Consider the following 19822-nt stretch of genomic DNA (forward strand, 5'->3'; position numbering starts at 1 on the left):
TGACGACCATGCATTCCCCCGTGCTGGAGGTGGCGGTCCGGCCGCGTCGCCGCTGGCCCAAACCCACGCTGCTGATCGGGCTGACCTTGCTGCTGCTGCTGCTTGTGGCAGCGCTGTTTCCGCAGCTGTTGGCCCGCTTCAGCCCCACCGACTTCGACTACGAGGCCATCCTCAAGGGGCCTTCCCTGAAGCATCCCTTCGGGACCGACAATTTCGGGCGCGACGTATTCAGCCGCGTGGTCTACGGCACCCGCATCGACCTGCAGATCGCCGTTTTCACCACCCTGTTTCCGTTCATCTTCGGCACGCTGCTGGGGGCCCTGACCGGGTTTCTGGGCCGCTGGAGCGACGCCATCGTGGGCCGCATTGCCGATCTGGTGGTGGTCTTTCCTTTCCTGGTTCTGGTGATCGCCATCGTGGCGGTGCTCGGGCCGGGCCTGACCAACCTGTACATCGCGGTCAGCGCGGTGGGCTGGGTCAGCTACTGGCGCCTGACGCGCGGCGAGGTGCTCGCACAGAAGGGAGCCGAGTACGCGCAGGCCGCGCGGGTGCTGGGCTACAGCCCGTCGCGTGTGCTGCTGCGTCACCTGCTGCCCAACGCCGTGACCCCCGCCATCGTGTACCTGATGACCGACATGAGCCTGGGCATTCTGCTCGGGGCCTCGCTGGGCTACCTGGGCCTGGGCGCACAGCCGCCCACCCCCGAGTGGGGCGTGATGGTCGCCGACGGCAAGAACTTCATGGCGACCGCGTGGTGGATCAGCACCTTTCCGGGCCTGGCCCTGACGCTGGCGGGCGTGACCTTCAGCCTGATCGGGGACGGCCTGGCCGACGCCCTGAGGCCGCGCGCATGACGGGGGCTCCCTTGCTGCGGGTGCGTGACCTCAACGTCCGCATCCCCACCCCCGGCGGCGAGCTGCATGCGGTACGCGGCGTGAACTTTGATTTGAATCCCGGCGAGGTCCTAGGGCTGGTGGGCGAGTCGGGCAGCGGCAAGAGCGTGACGCTGCGCGCGCTGCTGCGGCTGCACCGCCCGCCCATCGTCATGTCCGGCGAGGTGGAGTACGGCGGCCAGAACCTGCTGAAGATGTCCGAGGCCCGCCTGCGCTCGGTGCGCGGCTCGCAGATCAGCATGATCTTTCAGGAACCGATGTCGGCCCTCAACCCGGTCTTGACGGTGGGCGAGCAGATCGGGGAGAACCTGCGCGAGCACACCGCGTTGCGGGGCCGCGCCGCGCAGGACCGGGCCGCCGAACTGCTGGACCTGACCGGCATTCCCAGCCCGCGCGCCCGCCTCGCGGATTACCCCCATCAGTTTTCCGGCGGAATGCGCCAGCGCGCCATGATCGCCATCGCGCTCGCCTCCGAGCCCAGGTTGCTGCTCGCCGACGAGCCGACCACCGCGCTGGACGTGACCATCCAGGACCAGATTCTGCGTCTGCTGCTGCGCCTGCGCGACGAGCTGGGCATGGGCCTGATTCTGGTCACGCACGATCTGGGCGTGGTGGCCCAGACCTGTGACCGGGTGGCGGTGATGTACGGCGGGCGGCTGGTCGAGACGGCGGGTGTGCATGAGCTGTTCCGGGCCCCCAAGCATGCCTACACGCTGGGACTGTTGCAGAGCCTGCCGGGGGCCGGGGCGCAGCGTCAGCCCCTGCAGCCGATTCCCGGCGGGCCGCCCAACCTGCGTGCCCTGCCGCCTGGCTGCCCGTTCGCGCCGCGCTGCGCCCACGTCACCGACGAGTGCCGCGCCGCCGAGCCTCCGCTGCGGGAAGTCGCGCCCGGACGGCTGAGCGCCTGCATTCACTTTGACGAGTTGCCCGCGCTGAGAACCGAACTGCAGGAGGTCCACGCATGACCGCTGAGCCGCTGATGGAAATTCGTGGCCTCACCAAGACCTTTCCGGTGCGCCAGGGCCTGATCGCGCGCTGGCGGGGGCAGCCGCGGCGCGCCGTGCAGGCCCTGACCGACGTGGAACTCAGCGTGCGCCGGGGCGAGACGCTGGGCATCGTGGGGGAGAGCGGCTGCGGCAAGTCCACGCTGGCGCGCACCCTGGTCCGGCTGTACGCCGCCGACCGGGGCAGCGTGCGCTACGGCGGGCAGGACGTGCTGGCGCTGCGCGGCCCCGAACTGCGGGCCTACCACCGCCGGGTGCAGATGATCTTTCAGGACCCGTATTCCAGCCTCAACCCACGCATGACGGTGGGGCAGGTGCTGCGCGAGGCGCTGAGCGTGCACCACATGCGCCCGGCGGCCGAGCAACCCGCGCGCGTGAGCGAGCTGCTGACGCTGGTGGGTCTGCCGCCCGACGCCGCGAACAAGCTGCCCCACGAGTTCAGCGGCGGCCAGCGCCAGCGCATCGGCATCGCGCGGGCGCTGGCGCTGGAACCCGAGTGCCTGATCGCCGATGAACTCGTCTCGGCGCTGGACGTGTCGGTGCAGGCGCAGGTCGTGAACCTGCTGCTGGAACTGCAGGAGCAGCTGCACCTGACCGTGCTGTTCGTGGCCCACGACCTGCGGCTGGTGCGCCACCTCTCACACCGGGTTGCCGTGATGTACCTGGGCCGGGTGGTCGAGGTGGCCGACACCGAGACGATGTTCACCGCGCCGCGCCACCCCTATACCCAGGCCCTGCTCGCCGCCGCACCGACCCTGGACCCCGGGCACCGCACGCAGGCCCCGGCCATCAGCGGCGAGTTGCCCAGTCCGCTGAACGTGCCCAGCGGCTGCGCCTTTCGCACCCGCTGCGCGCACGCCTTCGACCGTTGCGCCGTGGAGCGGCCGCCGCTGCTGACCCTGAGCGGGGGTCAGGAGGTGGCTTGCCATCTTTATGACGGCGTTCCGGCGGCGCCCGTTATGGTAGGGGGGTGAAAACCACCGTGCTGGACGCTGCATCTTCCCCTTTACCAGAGGCCCGATCCTGGCTGCTGAGCGTGGACCGGACGCTGGGGGTGAGTGTGGGAGCGCAGCTGCGCGGGCAGCTGGAATACGGCATTGCCTGCGGGGACATTCCCCGGGGAGAACGGCTGCCCAGCGTCCGCGAGCTGTCCCAGGAACTCGGCGTCGCGCACGTGACGGTGGCGCAGGTGTACAAGGAACTGGTGGCCCTGGGCCTGATCGTCACGGCGCGCGGGCGCGGCACCTTCGTGGCAGATGCGCCGCGCCGCGCCGCCGGCCCGGATCCGGCCCGCCTGACCCGCCTGCTCGAGGGCGTGCTCGCCCAGGCCGAACGCGAGGGCTACAGCCAGCGCCAGATCAGCGAGGCGGTAGGCGCGTTGCTGGCCCGCAGCCCGCAGCCCGCGCCGCAGGGCGTGGGGGTGTTGCTTGTGGGCCTGTTCGTGGACGCCACGCGCAGCTACGCGGCCGACGTGCAGGCCGCCCTGACGCCCGCCGACCGGGTCCAGACCGTCACGCTGGGCGAACTGCGCGCGGGCCGGGGACAGCGCGGGGTGGAGGGGGCCGACGTGGTGCTCGCGCTGGCCCACCGCCTCGCGGAGACCCGCGAACTGCTGCCGGGCCGCGAGGTCATACCGGTGGGCTTTATTCCCTCGCAGCGCACCCGCGCGACGCTGGCGGCCCTGAGTCCGCTGATCCGGCTGGGCGTGGTGGCCACCTTCGAGGAATTCCTGCCCACCTTCCTGGCCGGGGTCAAACGCTTTGCCCCGCACGTCTCGGCCATGCAGGCCACCCACCTGAACGCCGACAACCTGTCGGCCGTGCTCAACAGCTGTGACGTGGCCCTGTACGCCACCGGCTCGGAGTCGGTCCGGCAGCTGATGCCCGACAAGCCCGCTTTCGAGTACCGCCACATCATCGACCCGCGCGACATCGAGGAACTGGTGCTGCCCGCCGTCACCGCCCACCGCTCGGCCCACGCCGTCACAAAGGACACCCCATGACTGCCATCGAAACCATGAACTGGATGCAGGTCGAAGAGTACCTGCAGACCGACGACCGCTGCGTTCTGCCGCTGGGCAGCACCGAGCAGCACGCTTATCTCAGCCTGTGCGTGGACAACATTCTGCCCGCACGCCTGTCGCACGAAGCGGCCGCTCCGCTGGGCATCCCCGTGTTTCCGGTGCTGCCCTACGGCATCACGCCGTATTTCCGGGGTTATCCCGGCAGCGTCACCCTGCGGGTGCAGACCTACCTCTCGGTGGTGCGCGACCTTCTGGACGGCCTGCACGAGCAGGGCTTCCGGCGCATCCTGATCGTCAACGGGCACGGCGGCAACACCCCGGCGCAGGGCTTTGCGGGCGAGTGGATGGCCGATCATCCCGGCGCGCGGGTCAAGTTCCACAACTGGTGGAATGCCCCGCAAGTATGGAAAAAGGTGCAGGCCACCGACGCCAACGCCAGCCACGCCTCTTGGATGGAGAACTTTCCCTGGACCCGCTTGGAGGGCGTGACGCTGCCCGAGGAGGAGAAGGCCGCGCTGGACCTGAACCGGCTGCGCCTGCTGGGGCCGCAGGAACTGCGCGGCTATCTGGGGGAGGGCAACTACGGCGGAAAATTCCAGCGCCCCGACGAGGACATGCACGCCATCTGGGATGTGGCGGTGGCCGAGACCCGCGCGCTGCTGGAAAGCGGGTGGGGGGAGTGACCGCGCAGGAGGGGTCCCAACGCCTGCTCGTGTGGGGAGCGGGGGCCATCGGCGGAACCATCGGAGCGTATCTGGCCCGCGCCGGGCAGGAGGTGACCTTTGTGGACGTGGCCGCCGATCACGTCGCGGCCATCCGTGAGCGGGGGCTGACGATCACCGGCCCGTTTGGAGACTTCAGCGTCTCGGCGCCCGCCTTCACCCCCGATGAATTGCGGGGGCAGTGGGACACCGCCCTGCTGTGTACCAAGGCGCAGCACACGGCGGCGGCGGCCCAGGCCCTCGCGCCCCACCTGGGTCCGGACGGCATGGTCGTCTCGGTGCAGAACGGTCTGAATCCGCTGATCATCAACGAGACCATTCCGGCCGGGCGCGTGCTGGGCAGCTTCGTCAATTTCGGCGCGGATTATCTGGAACCCGGCGTGGTCCATTACGGCGGTCGCGGCGCGGTGGTGGTCGGAGAGCAGGACGGACAGATCACCGAGCGCGCCCGGCGGCTGCACGCCCTGTTCCAGATCTTCGACGACCACGCCATCCTCAGCCCAAACGTCTGGGGCTACCTGTGGAGCAAGCTGGGGTACGGCGCGCTGCTGTTTGCCACTGCGGTCACCCACGACAGCATTGCCGACGCCCTGAACCGCCCCGAGGACCGCGCCCTGTACACCGAACTGGGCCGCGAGGTCATGCGGGTGGCGCTCGCGCACGGAGTCACGCCCGAGGCCTTCAACGGCTTTGATCCGGCGGCCTTTTTGCCCGGGGCCAGCGACGCGGCGGCGCACGCCAGTCTGGACGAGATGGTCGCGTTCAACCGCCGCAGCGCCAAGACCCACAGCGGCATCTGGCGTGACCTGGCCGTGCGCAAGCGCCGCACCGAGGTGGACGCGCAGCTGGGCTGGGTGGTGCATTTCGGTGCGGTGCATGGGGTTCCCACCCCGCTGACCACCCATCTGGTCGCCCTGATTCATGGGATCGAGGAAGGGACCCGCGAGCTGAGCCGCGACAACCTGACCGAGCTGCGGGGCTTGCTGTTGCCGGAGCGGGCATGACGCGGCCGCAGCGCTTCACGGGCCAGACGGTGGTGGTCACCGGGGCCGCCCACGGCTTTGGCCGCACCATCGCCCATGCTTTTGCGGCCGAGGGCGCGCACGTGTGGGCCTGCGACGTGAACCTGTCCGGGCTGAATGAAACGGCCCGGCTGGCCCAGGAGAATGGCCGGACGGTCCAGACCCGGACGGTGGACGTCGGGGACGGCGCGGCGGTGGCTGCCTTCGTGGCCGAGGTGACTGGGGCGACGGGCTGCGTGGACGTGCTGGTCAACAATGCGGGGGGCGTGCTCGGTCAGGTGGGGCGGCCCATCGAGGAGATCAGCCCGGAGGACTGGCGGGCCATCTTCCAGGTGAATGTGGACGGGGCCTTCTTCTTCGCGCAGGCCGTCGCCCCGCACATGAAGGCCCGGCAACGGGGGCGCATCATCAACATCTCCAGCGGCGCGGGCCTGGGCATCAGCCTGACCGGCATCCAGGCGTATGCCAGCGCCAAGGCCGCCCAGATCGGCCTGACCCGTCAGCTGGCCCACGAGCTGGGCGCATGGGGCATCACCGTGAACAACGTGGCCCCCGGCTTCGTGCGCAGCAACCCCACCACCGAGCGCCAGTGGGAGAGCTACGGTGGGGAAGGTCAGCGCAAGCTCGTGCAGGGCATCGCCCTCAAACGGCTGGGCACGCCCGAGGACATCGCGCACGCCGTGCTGTTTTTCGCCTCCGAGGAGGCCGGCTGGATCAGCGGTCAGGTGCTGAGCGTGGACGGCGGCAAATGAGCGGCGGCCTTCACGACGTCCTCGCGCTGCTTCAGGAGCGCTCGGCGGCCTCTCTCGCCGAGTTGGTGGACTTCGCTTCCATTCCCAGCGTCAGCGCCCAGCCGGACCACCGCGCGGACATGGCCCGCGCCGCCGGTTGGCTGGAGCAGCGGCTGCGCCGCGCCGGCCTGAATACGGTCGAGCAGTGGCCCACCGCCGGGCACGCCGCCGTCTATGCGGAGCATCTGGAGGCGGGTGAGGACGCCCCGACCGTCCTTGTCTACGGACACTATGACGTGCAGCCTCCCGATCCGCTGGACCGCTGGAAGACCCCGCCCTTCACGCCCACCGTCGTCGGTGACCGCATCTATGGCCGTGGCGTCAGCGACGACAAGGGACCGCTGCTGCTCACCGTGCAGGTGGTGGACGCCTACCTCACGGCCACCGGGACGCTGCCCATCAACCTCAAATTCCTTTTCGAGGGCGAGGAGGAGGTCGGCAGCGCCCACCTGGACGCGCTGGTCGCGGAACACGCCGAGCGGTTGGGGGCCGATTTCGTCCTGAGCGCCGACGGCGGCATGTGGAGCGCCGAGATACCCTCGCTGACGGTCAGCGCGCGGGGGCTGGCGGCGCTGGAACTCACCGTGCGCGGCCCGGCCAAGGACCTGCACTCCGGGCGGCACGGTGGCAGCGTGCACAATCCGCTGCACGCGCTGGCGACGCTGGTTGCCGGGCTGCACGACGATTCGGGCCGGGTAACGGTGCCCGGTTTCTACGACGGCGTTTCTGATCTGACGCTGGAGCAGCGCGGGGACCTGCGGGAGCTTCCGTTCGAGGACGCCGCCTACCTGACCCAGACCGGAGCGCCCGCTCTCTACGGGGAGGCCGGGTACTCCACGCTGGAGCGTCAGTGGCACCGGCCCACGCTGGAGATCAACGGAATGTGGGGGGGCTACACCGGCGACGGCAGCAAGACCGTGCTGCCCTCCGAGGCCCACGCCAAGATCACCTGCCGTCTGGTGCCGGGGCAGGAGCCGGGGCGCATCGTGGAACTGGTCCAGGCGCACCTGCAGGCCACCCTGCCGCCCGGCGTGACCCTGGACCTGCGGCCCAGCGAACACGGTGCGCGGGCCTACCGCCTGCCCGGGGATCATCCCGGCGCGGTGGTGGCCCGCCGGGTGCTGGAGGACCTGTACGGCAGGCCACCGCTGGACGTGGGCATGGGCGGCAGCATTCCCGTGCTGGAAACCTTTCAGCGCGTGCTGGGCCTGGACACCGTGTTTTTCAGCTTTGCGGTGGGCGACGAGGACATCCACGCCCCCAACGAATTCTTCCGCGTGCCCCGGCTGTACGAGGGCCAGCGGGCCTGGGCGCAGTTCTGGCACGCGCTGGGCCACAGAGGTGACCATGAATGAATTTCAGCGCCGTTCGGCGGAGCTCAATGACCTGCTGTGCATCCTGAACGTCCTGAACTGGGACGCCCGCACCCAGATGCCCGCCGGGAGCAGCGCCGCGCGGGCGCAGCAGATGGCGACCCTCAGCGCGCTGGCCCAGGAAAGGCTGCTGGACCCGGCCTACGAGGCGGCGGCCCGGGAGGTTGGTCCGGAAGACCGCGCCGCCCGGCAGGCCTTGGACGCCGTCTCGGCCCTCCGGCGGGTGCCGCCGGAGCTGACCCGTGAACTCGCCGCTCTGAAGGGCGAGGCGCAGGACGTCTGGGCGCGGGCCAGGGCGGCCAGTGACTTCGACATGTTCGCGCCGCTGCTCACCCGGATGGTGGAGCTCAACCGTCAGCTCGCCGGAGCACTGGGCTACGAGGACTACCCCTACGACGCCCTGCTGAACATGTACGAACCGGGGCTGACCGTGTCCACCCTGCGGCCCCTGTTTGACCGGTTGCGCGAACACCATGTGCCCCTGCTGCGGGCCATCCAGGCCCGGCCCCAGCCGCGCACCGATTTTCTGCACGCCCACTATCCGGCGGCGCAGCAGAGGCGCCTCTCGCTGGCCCTGGCGCAGGAATTCGGCTATGACACGCGGCGCGGCCGCCTCAACGAATCGGCCCATCCCTTCGAGATCAGCTTCACCCGCAGCGACGTGCGCATCACCACCCGTTTTCAGGAGCACTTCCTGCCCGGTGCGCTGTTCGGCACGCTGCACGAGACCGGGCACGCCCTGTACGAGCAGGGGGTCAGCCCGGACCTCGTCCGCACGGCGCTGACCAGCGACCTGCTCGGCCTGTACGCGGTGGCCGGGGCGAGCTACGGCACCCACGAAAGCCAGTCGCGGTTGTGGGAAAACCGCATCGGGCGCTCGCGGGCCTTCTGGGACCTGCACCACCCGCAGCTGCAGGCGGCCTTCCCGGAGCAGCTCGCGGGGGTGGACGCCGCCACCTTCCACCGCGCCGTGAACACCGTTCAGGCCAGCCTGATCCGGGTGGAGGCCGACGAGCTCACCTACGACCTGCACATCATGCTGCGGGTGGAACTGGAACGGGCGCTGATCGGGGGAGAACTGGAGGTGCGGGACCTGCCCGAAGCGTGGAACGCCCGCATCAAGGCGGACCTCGGCCTGGACGTGCCCGACGACGCCCGGGGAGTGCTGCAGGACATTCACTGGTCGGCGGGGATGTTCGGCTCGTTTCCCACCTACACCATCGGGAATGTGATGGCCTCGCAGTTCTACGCGGCGGCCACGCGGCAGGTGCCCGATCTGGAAGGCACGCTCGCCCGCGGGGACTACGCGCCCCTGCGCGGCTGGCTGACCGAACACATCTATCAGCATGGCCGCACCTACACGCCCCACGAACTGCTGGAGCGCACCACCGGACACGGCCTGGACCCACAGCCGTATCTGGACTATCTCAGCGGCAAATTCACCGAGCTGTATGGCCTGGACCACCCCACCGTGGGCAGGAAGGAGCAGACCGCATGACCCAGCAAAACGGCAAGTTGACCGGCAAAGTCGCCCTGATCACCGGCGCGTCCAGCGGCATCGGGGAAGCCACCGCACTGGCCCTCGCGCAGGAGGGGGCCGCCGTTGCCCTGGTTGCCCGGCGCCGGGAGCGCCTCGAAGAGCTGGCCCAGAAGATCGGCGAGATGGGCGGGCAGTCAGCCGTGATCGTCTCGGATCTGGCGCAGGGCGGGCAGGCGGCCACGGTCGTCCAGCAGACCCTCACGGCGCTGGGCCGCCTGGACATCGTGGTGAACAACGCGGGCATCATGCTCCTCGGGCCGGTGGCCGGGGGCGACCCCAGCGATCTGCAGCGCATGATGGACCTGAACGTCACGGCGCTGATGCATCTCTCGCAGGCGGCGCTGGAAGTCATGAAGCCCCAAAAAAGCGGGCACATCGTCAACATCTCCTCGGTGTCGGGCCGCGGGGCCAGTCCCCTGAGCGCCGGGTACAGCGCCAGCAAGTGGGCGGTGGGCGGCTTCAGCGAGGGGCTGCGCCAGGAAGCGAAGCAGGACCGCATCCGCGTGACCGTCATTGAGCCCGGAGTGGTCGCCACCGAACTCACCGACCACATCACCCACACGCAGACCAAGGACATGTACGAGGGCCGCATCAAGGACATGGTGCCCCTGGAATCCGAGGACATCGCCGCCGCCGTGTTGTACGCCGTGACCCAGCCGGAGCGGGTGAACGTCAATGAGTTGCTGATCCGTCCGCTGGATCAGGGCTGAGCCCGGCGCTGTCCTCGCCGCCCCTTTCCTGCACTGGTTGCCCGCTTCTCAGCTGAACTTCTGAACTTCGTTCCAGACGGTGGCCGCTGTTCAACTGCTGTCTGGAACGCTTCGGTCTGCCCCCTGCGGTGCGGCCGGCCTCCCCCTGCCGCGCATGAAGGCAGCGGAAACGGGGGCCAGTTTCGGCGCTGTGTCCGCTGGGTGCCGGTCCTGAACGGTATAGACAAACGAACACTCCTGCGGTGGGAAGCCCTAAGCTGAAGCCATCCTTAAATGGTCCAACCACTGGACCTCAAACTCAGAGGGAAGGAGGCGAGATGACGGCGCAGCCGATCAAGCACCAGAAACTGGCTGCCAGCGCAGCGGATGAACTCTTGGCCCTGATTCTGCGGGGAGACTTCACTCCCGGGCAGCGGCTTCCACCCGAGCGGGTGCTGGCCGAACAGATGAACATTTCCCGCACCAGCCTGCGCGACGGCATTGCCCGTCTCGAAGTTCTGGGACACCTGGAGGCGCGACAGGGCAACGGTGTGTTCATCCGGGAACCCTCCGCCGCCCACCTGACCCAGTCCTTTCAGGGGATGCTGATCCGCTCGCCCCAGAAGCTGGCACATGTTCTCGAGTTCCGCCAGATGATCGAGCCGGAAGTGGCGGCGCAGGCCGCTGCCCGCGCCACACCGACCCAGATTGCCCAGTTGCAGCACTGCCTCGACCGCCAGGAGGCCGCCCGTGCGCGGCACATCAAGCTGAGCGATGAGGACATGATCTTTCACCAGCTGATTGCCCAGATTGCGGGCAACGAGGTGGTCATGCTGGTCCTGGACACGCTGCGGGCCCTGCTGGCCCAGCTGCGCAATCAGGTGGTGGGCGATCAACCGGAAGTGACCATCGCGGAGCACCGCAGGGTGGTCAACGCCATTGCCAGCGCCTCTCCTCAGGCCGCCCGTGAGGCCATGCTCTTTCACATGCAGTCCGTTCGTCGTCACGCCGCCCCCCTCATCGATCAAGGAGCAGACAATGCGTAAACCTCAAATTCTGATGGCTTTCCTGAGCGCGGCCCTTCTGGGTGCCGCCCACCCGGCCTCGGCCCAGACCCTGACCGTGGGCCTGGACGCCGATCCGCCGCGCCTGGACCCGGCGCTCTCCACGGCGCTGGTCGACCGTCAGGTCATGAACCAGATCTTCGACAAGCTCGTCGATCTGGACGCGAACCTCAAGGTGATTCCGGCGCTGGCCACGTCGTGGAAGGTCACGAACGGCGGCCTGACCTACACCTTCAAGCTCAGAAGCGGCGTGAAGTTCAGCGACGGCACCCCGCTGGACGCCGCCGCCGTCAAGTACGGCCTGGACCGCAACCGGACCCTGGAGGGCAGCGCCCGCAAGAATGAGCTGTCCAGCGTGAAAGAGGTCAAGGTCATCGATCCACAGACCGTTCAGCTGACCCTCTCGCAGCCGTATGGTCCGCTGCTGGCCGTGCTCACGGACCGCGCCGGCATGATCGTGTCGCCCACGGCGGCCAAGAAAGCCGGCACCGACTTCCAGAACAATCCGGTGGGCAGCGGCCCCTTTACCTTTGTCAGCCGCGTGCGCCAGGACAACATCACGCTGAACGCCAACAAGTCCTACTGGGGCGGCGTGCCCAAGATCGACAAGCTGGTGTACCGTCCCTTCCCCGACGGCGACGTGCGCTACGCCAACCTGCTCTCGGGCGCCGTGCAGGCCATCACGCCGATTGACCCCAAGGACGTCAGCAAGCTCGAGCAGAACCCCAAGTTCAACGTGCTGAACTACCCCGGCATCGGGTTCCAGGGGGTGTGGTTCAACGTGACCCGCCCGCCCTTCAACAACAAGAACTTCCGTCAGGCCGTGGCCGCCACCATCGACCGCGAGGCCATTGCCAAGAGCATCTTCTACGGCACCGTCACTCCCGCCGCCGGTCCCTTCCCCCCCGGCACGGCCGCCGCGTCCTCGGCCATCACGGTTCAGAAACCCAACCTTGCCCTGGCCAAGCAGAAACTGGGCGGCAAGCCGCTGTCCTTCACGCTGCTCACCACGCCGGGCAGCGTCACCACGCAGCTCGCGCAGGTGTACCAGGCCATGTTTGCGCAGGCCGGCATCACGGCCAAGATCGAGCAGGTAGAGTTCGGAACGCTGCTGGACCGCGCCGACAAGCAGGACTACGACGCCCTGATGCTGGGCTGGAGCGGCCGGCCCGATCCCGACGGCAACATCTATGACTTCTTCACGACGGGCGGCACCAACAACCAGGCCGGATACAGCAACAAGACCGTGGACGGCCTGCTTGCCAAGGCCCGCGCCCAGAACGCCATGTCGGCCCGCATCGCCACCTACAACGTCGCCCTGGGCACCATCATCAGCGACACGCCGTACACCTGGGTCTACTTCCAGCGCAACCTGGTGGGAAGCGTCAAGGGCCTGACCGGCCTCAAGCCCATCCCGGACGGCATTCTGCGCTTCAAGGATGTGGACCTGAAGTAAGGGCTCCGGGGAGGCGCCGACGGTCCTGCTCCGGCGCCTCCCGCTCCATCACTGCTTCGGATGTATTTCCCAGGAAAAGGGCCGGGTCGGATCAACTCCCCGCCCTTTTCGCTCTCTTTGAACAAGTTTGAATAAGGAGGTCAAGTGGCTGTCTTCGCGTTGCGCCGTCTGCTGTCATCCATTCCCACGCTCCTGATCGTGACGCTGCTGGTGTTCGCGATGGTCAAGCTGTTGCCCGGCGATCCGGCCCGGCTGATTCTGGGCCAGGAAGCCACGCCGCAGGCCCTGGCCGAGCTGCGCCGTTCGCTGGGCCTGGACCGCTCGCTGCCCGAGCAGTACCTGAGCTGGCTGGCCAGCGCCGTGCAGCTGGATTTTGGCACCAGCCTGACCGACAACAGCAGTGTGGGACGCTTGATCGCCCAGAAGCTGCCGGTCACGCTGGAACTCGCGCTGTTCGCCATGCTGATCTCGATGCTGATCTCGCTGCCTGCCGGGATTCTCAGCGCGGTGCGGCGCAACACCTGGATTGACCGGGCCTTGACCCTGTTCGCCCTGTCGGGCATCAGCCTGCCCAATTTCTTCCTGGGCATCCTGCTGATCTACTTGTTCAGCATCCGCCTGGCGTGGATTCCCGCAAGCGGCTACACCAGTCTGCTGGAGAATCCGGGCCGCAACCTGCTGCTGCTGTTGCTGCCGGCCATCACGCTGGGCATCGGCTCGGCAGCCGTGCTCACGCGGTACCTGCGCTCCAGCCTGAGCGAGACGCTGGCGCAGGACTACGTGCGGACCGCCCATGCCAAGGGGCTACCGGCGGGCCGGGTGATCTCCAAACACGCCCTCAAGAATGCGCTGATTCCCTTCCTGACTGCCTTTGGGCTGCAGCTGGGCGGCCTGCTGGGCGGAGCGGTCATCACCGAGCAGATTTTCAGCATTCCCGGTTTCGGACGCCTGCTCGTGGACGCCGTGTTCACCCGGGATCTGCCGGTGATTCAGGCGGTGGTGCTCGTGTCGGCCGTGGCGGTCTTTCTGGTGAGCTTCCTGGTGGACCTGGGCTACGCGGCGGTCGACCCGCGCATCCGGTACCACTGATGCCCGGACCATTAATGGGAGAACAACGATGACCTCAACACTTTCCAAAGGTCCGTCCCCGGCCAGGCGGCGTCTGCCCGCACCGCTGCGGCGCTTCCTGAACAACAAGCTGGCCGTCGCTGGCCTGTTCGTGCTGCTGGTGTTTGCGCTCGCGGCGCTGCTCGCCCCCTGGGTGGCCCCCTACGATCCCGCTCAGATCTTCTTCTCCGACCTGCGGGCCGCGCCCGGCGCCGCCCACGTGTTCGGGGCCGACGAGCTGGGACGCGACATCTTCTCGCGGGTGGTGTACGGCGCACGGGTGTCGCTGAGCGCCGGTCTGGTCTCGGTGTCGCTGGCACTGGTGTTCGGCGGCGCCATCGGCCTGATTGCCGGGTATACCGGCGGCTGGCTGGATGACGTGCTGATGCGGGTCGTGGACGCGCTGCTGGCGCTGCCCTTTCTCGTGCTCGCCATCGCGCTGGCCGCCATTCTGGGTCCCAGCCTGCAGAACACCATGATCGCCATCGCCATCGTCACGGCCCCCGCCTTTGCCCGCATCACGCGCGGCGAGGTGCTGTCGCAGCGCGAGCGCGAGTATGTCCAGGCCGCGCACGCGCTGGGGGCCGGCGACGGGCGCATGATCACCCGCCACCTGTTGCCCAACATCAGCGGGGCGCTGATCGTGCAGACCTCGTTGGCGGTGGCCAACGCGATCCTCGCCGAGGCCAGCCTGTCCTTCCTGGGACTGGGCATCCAGCCGCCCGCGCCAAGCTGGGGCTCCATGCTCAATGCCGCGCGCGGCTACCTCACCGACGCTCCGTGGATGGCTGTATTCCCTGGTCTGGCGATCTTCCTGGCCGTCCTGGCCTTCAACCTGATCGGAGACGGACTGCGCGAGGCCATCGATCCGCGCGGTCGGGTGGGATAGAGCCGACTTTTAGAATATCCAGACGACGCCACCGAGACTTGGGTTCTTGGTGGCGCTCTTTTTTGCCCTGGGCGGGAAGAACCCACACTCAGGAACGGAGCGGCATCAGAAGAGGGCCTCCTCCTGGCGCACGGCGCTGTAGCGCGCCGCCGCCTCGGCATGATCGCGGTGCTGCACGGTGGCCCCCGGCAGGGCGCGGCCCAGCGCCGCCCCGAACAGCGCCGTGGTGCGCAGCGCTCCGCCGGTCGCCGTGACCGGCAACGGCCCGGTCCGGGCCAGCACCCGCCGCGCGAGTTCGGCCAGGGCGTGGGCCGCCTGCGTGACCATGCGCTGCGCTTCCGGATCCCCCTGATCGGCCGCGCGGCCCACCGCCGGGGCCAGCCGGGCCAGCGCCGCCGCGCCGGGTGTGCCGTAGGCAAAGGCACGCAGCGTGGGCCAGTCCAGCCCGCCCGTGATGGCCGCGACCTCGCGGGCCAGCGGCGTCTGGGGAGCCTGCTCTGGGTCCAGCGTGCCTGCGTCCAGCGCGTCGGTCAGCGTCCGCAGCGCGTGGCGCCCCAGGTCGAAGCCGCCGCCGTCATCGCCGATGCGGTACCCTCGTCCGCCCGCGCGCACCACCTCGCCCGCCGCCGTGACGTGATACGCCACGCTGCCGGTGCCTGCGTACAGCAGCACACCCGCGCCGGGGGAGAGGTGGGTGCGGTACGCCAGGTCCAGATCGCCCTCCACCGTGACGCGTTCTGGGCTCAGGCCCAGGGCCTGGGCCAGGGCGGCCTCCACCTGCGCCGCCCGCTCGGAGCCGCGGCTCAGGCCCGGCACCCCGGCGTGGACGCCGTCCGGCGAACCGGGCAGTCCGGCGGCAAGTTCCTGCAGGGCATCCCTCCCTGCCGGCGTGTCCAGCAGCGCCGCCGTGAAGGCGGGGGCCATCCCCGAAGCCCGCACCTCGCCGCCGCGCAGCAGGGCCCACTGACTGCCGCTTCCCCCGGCATCCAGTCCCAGCAGCAGGGGTGTGCGCGTCAAGGTCGGTCCGGGCGGGGTGGGAAGGCTGGCATTCGGTGCATGTCAAACAGTGTAGGTGGGGTCATGGGGTGGGGTCCGTTACCGGCTCTGGGTGTCCGCCGCGTCGCGCAGCGCGTCGCCCAGAAAGTTGAAGGCGAGCACCGACAGCACGATCATCACGCCGGGCAGCAGCAGCCACGGATACAGGTTGAGGGTCTCGAAGTTCTGCGCGTCCTTGAGCAGCAGGCCCCAGCTCGTCATGGGTTCCTTGATGCCCAGCCCCAGGAAACTCAGCGCGCTCTCGCCCAGGATGTAGCCCGGCAGCGCCAGCGTGGCGGTCACGATCAGAAACGACGACAGGTTGGGCATGATGTGCCGCAGGATCACCCGCAGGTCGCTGCCGCCGATGGCCCGCGCCGCCTGCACGTAATCCACATGCCGTGCGCTGATCACCTGACCGCGCACCACCCGCGCCAGCCCGGCCCAGCCGATCAGCGCGAGCACGGCGACGATGCCCAGATAGACCCAGGTGCTCGGCCAGCTCGCCGGAATGATGGTGGACAGCGCGAGCAGGATCGGCAGCCGTGGAAAGGACAGCAGCACCTCGATCACGCGCTGGATCAGATTGTCCACCCAGCCGCCGAAATACCCGCTGACCCCGCCCAGCACGATGCCGATGCCAAAGCTGATCACGATACCGATCAATCCCACCGTCAGGCTGACCTGCGCCCCGACGAGCATCCGCGACAGCAGATCACGCCCGAATTTGTCGGTTCCCAGGGGAAAGTAGAAGCCGTCCTTCACGCCGAACAGGTGCCACTGGCTGCGGAACACGCCCAGGAAGTTGTAGCGGTATTCCAGCGGATCGTCGCCGCGCACGACGAACAGGATGGGCAGTGGAGTGCTGGTGTCCGGCGCGAAGGTGGAGCGGAAGGTCACCGGGTCGCGGGTCTTCTTGACCCCATACACAAAGGGCCGCATCAGCTGGCCGTCGTGGACAATATGCACCGCTTGTGGGCGCTGAAACGAGTACTCGGCGTGCTGCGCCGTGATGGAGTACGGCGCCAAGAATCCGGCGAGCAGCGCGGTCAGGTACAGCGCGGCCAGCACGTAGGCGCTCAGCACGCCCACGCGGTTGCGCCGGAACCGGCGCAGGGCCAGGGTCAGCGGGGTCTGCCGCTGCGAATCCCTGACCCCTGGATTTGCGGGAAGTGCCGTCATTCGAAGCGGATCCTGGGGTCGGCCCAGGCCAGCGCGAGGTCGGCGAGCAGGTTCCCGATCAGCAGCAGCAGGGCGCTGAACAGCAGCAGGGTCATGGCGACATACTGGTCCTTGTTCAGCAGACTGTCGTACAGGTACGGCCCGATGGTGGGCAGGTTCAGCACGATGGACGCGATGATGGTCCCCGAGATCAGGGTGGGCAGGCTCAGGCCCGCCAGGCTGATCAGGGGATTGACGGCATTGCGTACCGCGTGCCGCCACAGCACCGTCTGTCCGGCGAGTCCCTTGGCCCGCGCGGTCCGCACGTAATCCTGGTGAATCACGTCCAGCATCGAGGCGCGCATCTGCCGCATCAGCCCCGCGACCCCCTCCAGCCCGATGGCGATCATGGGAATCCACAGGTGGCCCAGCAGATCCAGGGCCTTGCCCATGCTCCACGGCTCCCCGATGTACTGGGGGCTGAACAGACCTCCCACGTTGGTGCCGCCCATGTTCAGCACCAGCGCGATCAGCAGCAGCGCCACCAGGAAATCCGGCGTGGCGAGGCTGATGTACCCCAGAAAGTTGGTGACGGTCGCGCCGAAGCCGTAGCGGTTGAGCGCGGTGTAGATGCCCAGTGGTATGGCGATCAGCCAGCTGACGATCAGGGTAAGCAGGGCCAGGAACACCGTCCAGCCCAGCCGTTCCCAGATCAGTTCGGCCACCGGGCGTCCGTTGGCGAACGAGTACCCGAAATCGCCGTGCAGGACGATGCCTTTGATCCAGCTGTAGTACTGCACCCACAGCGGCTGGTCCAGGCCCAGCTGCCGGGTGATGGTCGCCACCGTCTCCGGGGTCACACGCGGGTCGTCGAGGTACTGGTCGATGAAGCTGCCCGGCTGCAGCTGAATCACGATGAAGCACACCACGCTGATGAGCAGCAGGGTGGGGACCATGCCCAGGAGGCGGCGCAGCGCGTAGCTCAGCATGGCAGGGGGGGCGCGGGAAACAGAGGGCCGGCAGGCCCCGCGGCGGGCGGCGGGAAACAGGTCATGGGTGGTCTTCCTCCCAGAGGGTGAGGGCCGGGGTGGGGGTTTGGTGGAGGACAGGCGGCGGGAGGCGGGGGGCCGCCGGCGTTTTCTCGCCCTGCGCGCCCCGCCTCCCGCCCGTGTTCCTGGCTCCTTACTTCTGGTAGATCAGGGGGACCGGGTTGTAGCCGGGAATAACCCCCAGGTTGTAGATGTAGTTGCCGTACTTGTTGCTGATGGCCCCGATGTTCTCGGGCTTGGCGATGGGGGTCACCGGCAGATTCTGGGCGAACAGCAGCTGCCAGCGGGTGTACAGGGCCTTGCGCTGGCTCGCCGAGGTGGTTGTGGCCGCGTCGTTGAAGATGTTGTAAATCTCCTTTTCCCACGGAGCCATCTTCGCGAGGTTGGGCGTTCCGCCGTCCTGCGCCGGCTGGGTGCTGCGGTGCCAGTAGTACAGCGCGCCGCCGGGCTGCCAGATGGGCTTGCGCAGTTCGGGGTCCGGCTGGTCGCCGAAAGCGGCCACGATCATCTCGAAGTCCCCCGCCATGCCGGTGGAGAACAGCTTGCTCGACAGGATGCCCTTGAGGTTCACCTTGACGCCCAGCTTCTTGAAATCGCTCTGCAGAATGGTGGCGATCGCCGGGTATACGGCGCTGTCGGTGCCGTAGGTCAGGTCAATTTCCAGGTCCTTGCCGCCGGGCACGTTGCGCACGCCGTTGCCATCGGTGTCCTTGACTCCCAGGGCGTCGAGCGCCTTGCCGGCGGCCGTCAGGTCAAACTTGCCCAGCTGGGCCCGCGTGTTCGTGTACCACTGCGTGTTTACCGGCGCGACGCCGTGACCGGGCAGGCTCGCCAGACCGTTGTACACCGTGTCGATGATGCGCTCGCGGTCCACCGCACTCTGCATGGCGCGCCGGAAACGGGCGTCGCTGAACAGCTTGGAGAGGGCCGGGTCCTTGGCGTCGAAGTTGTACGCGACAAAGGGGGGGCTGCCGAACAGCGCCGTGGAGCGCAGCACCTTGAAGGCAGCGCCCGCGACCTCCTTGGACTTCAGGTCCGGAAACTGCGCGCCGCTGCTGTTCAGCTGGTCGAGGTTGCCGGCCAGGAACTGGGCCACCTGCGCCTGGGGGTCGCGGATGATCAGGAAGTTCAGGGCGTTCAGGTAGGGCAGGGGCGTACCGCTGGCGTCGACCTTCCAGAAGTTCGGGTTCTTGACCAGGCTGACCTTCTGGCCCGCCGTGTAGCCCGCGAGTTTGAAGGGACCGGTTCCCACGACCTCGCTGGGGGCCACGTTGGTGGGCCAGGCGTTGTTGATGTCGGCCGGCTTGGCCCCGCCGTCCACGCTGAACTTGGCGAGCTTGTGCTGCGGCATGATGAAGTAGCGCTGCTGCAGCAAGAAGGCGGGCGCGGCGCGCGGCAGGGTGAACTGCACGGTGTTAGCGTCGATCTTCTTGATGGTGACGTCCTTGCCGTCCAGCTTGAAGTTCCCGGCGTCGCCCGCGCGGGCCTCGGGGTTCATGATGATGTTCTTGTACGAGAAGACGACGTCATCGGCGTTGAAGGCCTGACCGTCGCTCCACTTCACGCCCTGACGCAGCTTGAAGGTGTAGACCTTGCCGCCCTCGGTGATGGTCCAGCTCTCGGCCAGGGCAGGCTCGATCTTGTAGGTGGCGTAGTTGAACTCCACCAGACCGTCGAACAGCTGCTGCGAGATCAGGCCCAGGTTGTTGTCGATCACGCCGTAATAGAACAGGCTCTGCGGGCTGTCGCCCAGCGCGAGCGTCAGCGTGCCGCCGGGCTTGCCGGTGGTGACGCCCAGCGTGCCATAGCCGCTGACCTTCTTGGGAGCGGCCAGCGCACCGCCGAGCAGGGCCAGGGTGACCAGCGCGGCGGAACGGAGCAGGCGGCGGGATGAAGTGTGCTGCATGAAAACCTCCGGAAACATCGGGGAGTGGGGCAGAAACGGGGGGGGGCAGGCAGACGAAGCGGACCTCGAAGGCCAGACTGAATTGTGATACTCGACGC

The 19822-nt window shown here is 68.2% G+C and carries 18 protein-coding genes; 14 read left to right on the forward strand and 4 right to left on the reverse strand.

All coding sequences use genetic code 11. The features are described 5' to 3' along the window. Positions 1 to 8: 8 nt before the first annotated feature. From IEY21_RS02335 to IEY21_RS02400, 14 genes are all read left to right on the forward strand, one after another. The gene (locus IEY21_RS02335) at positions 9 to 854 is read left to right on the forward strand and encodes an ABC transporter permease (protein ID WP_188901032.1); all 846 of its coding nucleotides are present in this window, start codon (positions 9 to 11) and stop codon (positions 852 to 854) included. Continuing rightward, a complete protein-coding gene (locus IEY21_RS02340) occupies positions 851 to 1858 on the forward strand; it encodes an ABC transporter ATP-binding protein (protein ID WP_188900941.1) in 1008 nt (335 codons plus the stop codon). The genes IEY21_RS02335 and IEY21_RS02340 overlap by 4 nt, the downstream gene beginning before the upstream one ends. Further along, the gene (locus IEY21_RS02345; protein ID WP_188900944.1) at positions 1855 to 2871 is read left to right on the forward strand and encodes an ABC transporter ATP-binding protein; all 1017 of its coding nucleotides are present in this window, start codon (positions 1855 to 1857) and stop codon (positions 2869 to 2871) included. The genes IEY21_RS02340 and IEY21_RS02345 overlap by 4 nt, the downstream gene beginning before the upstream one ends. After that, positions 2868 to 3899 (forward strand): GntR family transcriptional regulator, encoded by a 1032-nt coding sequence (locus tag IEY21_RS02350; protein ID WP_229752800.1) that lies wholly within the window; start codon positions 2868 to 2870, stop codon positions 3897 to 3899. Before IEY21_RS02345 ends, IEY21_RS02350 begins: the two co-directional genes overlap by 4 nt. Beyond that, positions 3896 to 4603, forward strand: a complete 708-nt coding sequence (locus IEY21_RS02355; protein ID WP_229752802.1) for a creatininase family protein — start codon at positions 3896 to 3898, stop codon at positions 4601 to 4603. The genes IEY21_RS02350 and IEY21_RS02355 overlap by 4 nt, the downstream gene beginning before the upstream one ends. Further along, on the forward strand, positions 4600 to 5646 hold the full coding sequence (locus tag IEY21_RS02360) for a ketopantoate reductase family protein (RefSeq protein WP_188900946.1): 1047 nt from the start codon (positions 4600 to 4602) through the stop codon (positions 5644 to 5646). The genes IEY21_RS02355 and IEY21_RS02360 overlap by 4 nt, the downstream gene beginning before the upstream one ends. Then, positions 5643 to 6416 carry an SDR family NAD(P)-dependent oxidoreductase gene (locus tag IEY21_RS02365; RefSeq protein ID WP_188900948.1) on the forward strand — a complete coding sequence of 258 codons (774 nt, stop codon included), beginning with the start codon at positions 5643 to 5645 and terminating at the stop codon, positions 6414 to 6416. Before IEY21_RS02360 ends, IEY21_RS02365 begins: the two co-directional genes overlap by 4 nt. Beyond that, complete coding sequence (locus IEY21_RS02370) at positions 6413 to 7810, forward strand: dipeptidase (protein ID WP_188900950.1); 1398 nt, start codon at positions 6413 to 6415, stop codon at positions 7808 to 7810. Before IEY21_RS02365 ends, IEY21_RS02370 begins: the two co-directional genes overlap by 4 nt. After that, entirely contained in the window at positions 7803 to 9326 is a 1524-nt protein-coding gene (locus IEY21_RS02375) for a carboxypeptidase M32 (protein WP_188900952.1), read from the forward strand. Before IEY21_RS02370 ends, IEY21_RS02375 begins: the two co-directional genes overlap by 8 nt. Next, positions 9323 to 10078 (forward strand): SDR family NAD(P)-dependent oxidoreductase, encoded by a 756-nt coding sequence (locus IEY21_RS02380; protein WP_188900954.1) that lies wholly within the window; start codon positions 9323 to 9325, stop codon positions 10076 to 10078. The genes IEY21_RS02375 and IEY21_RS02380 overlap by 4 nt, the downstream gene beginning before the upstream one ends. A gap of 317 nt (positions 10079 to 10395) precedes the next feature. Further along, complete coding sequence (locus IEY21_RS02385; protein ID WP_188900956.1) at positions 10396 to 11103, forward strand: FadR/GntR family transcriptional regulator; 708 nt, start codon at positions 10396 to 10398, stop codon at positions 11101 to 11103. Further along, on the forward strand, positions 11096 to 12577 hold the full coding sequence (locus IEY21_RS02390) for an ABC transporter substrate-binding protein (RefSeq protein ID WP_229752804.1): 1482 nt from the start codon (positions 11096 to 11098) through the stop codon (positions 12575 to 12577). The genes IEY21_RS02385 and IEY21_RS02390 overlap by 8 nt, the downstream gene beginning before the upstream one ends. 144 nt (positions 12578 to 12721) lie before the next feature. Beyond that, complete coding sequence (locus tag IEY21_RS02395; protein WP_188900958.1) at positions 12722 to 13666, forward strand: ABC transporter permease; 945 nt, start codon at positions 12722 to 12724, stop codon at positions 13664 to 13666. Positions 13667 to 13694: 28 nt separating this feature from the next. Continuing rightward, positions 13695 to 14573 carry an ABC transporter permease gene (locus IEY21_RS02400; RefSeq protein WP_188900960.1) on the forward strand — a complete coding sequence of 293 codons (879 nt, stop codon included), beginning with the start codon at positions 13695 to 13697 and terminating at the stop codon, positions 14571 to 14573. Positions 14574 to 14678: 105 nt separating this feature from the next. Here IEY21_RS02400 and IEY21_RS02405 read toward each other — a convergent pair whose 3' ends face one another. The 4 genes from IEY21_RS02405 to IEY21_RS02420 all read right to left on the reverse strand — a co-directional run bounded on the left by IEY21_RS02405 (position 14679) and on the right by IEY21_RS02420 (position 19724). After that, on the reverse strand, positions 14679 to 15590 hold the full coding sequence (locus IEY21_RS02405) for a BadF/BadG/BcrA/BcrD ATPase family protein (RefSeq protein ID WP_188900962.1): 912 nt from the start codon (positions 15588 to 15590) through the stop codon (positions 14679 to 14681). A 78-nt stretch (positions 15591 to 15668) separates the two neighbouring features. After that, positions 15669 to 16790: an ABC transporter permease gene (locus IEY21_RS02410; RefSeq protein ID WP_188900964.1), complete on the reverse strand. Its 1122-nt coding sequence runs from the start codon at positions 16788 to 16790 to the stop codon at positions 15669 to 15671. Then, positions 16787 to 17758: an ABC transporter permease gene (locus IEY21_RS02415; protein ID WP_188900966.1), complete on the reverse strand. Its 972-nt coding sequence runs from the start codon at positions 17756 to 17758 to the stop codon at positions 16787 to 16789. The genes IEY21_RS02410 and IEY21_RS02415 overlap by 4 nt, the downstream gene beginning before the upstream one ends. Positions 17759 to 17951: 193 nt before the next feature. Next, positions 17952 to 19724, reverse strand: coding sequence for an ABC transporter substrate-binding protein (locus IEY21_RS02420; RefSeq protein ID WP_188900968.1), 1773 nt, complete (start codon positions 19722 to 19724; stop codon positions 17952 to 17954). Positions 19725 to 19822: the final 98 nt, after the last annotated feature.

Origin of the sequence: Deinococcus aerophilus (assembly GCF_014647075.1) — a bacterium.
Lineage (GTDB): Bacteria > Deinococcota > Deinococci > Deinococcales > Deinococcaceae > Deinococcus > Deinococcus aerophilus.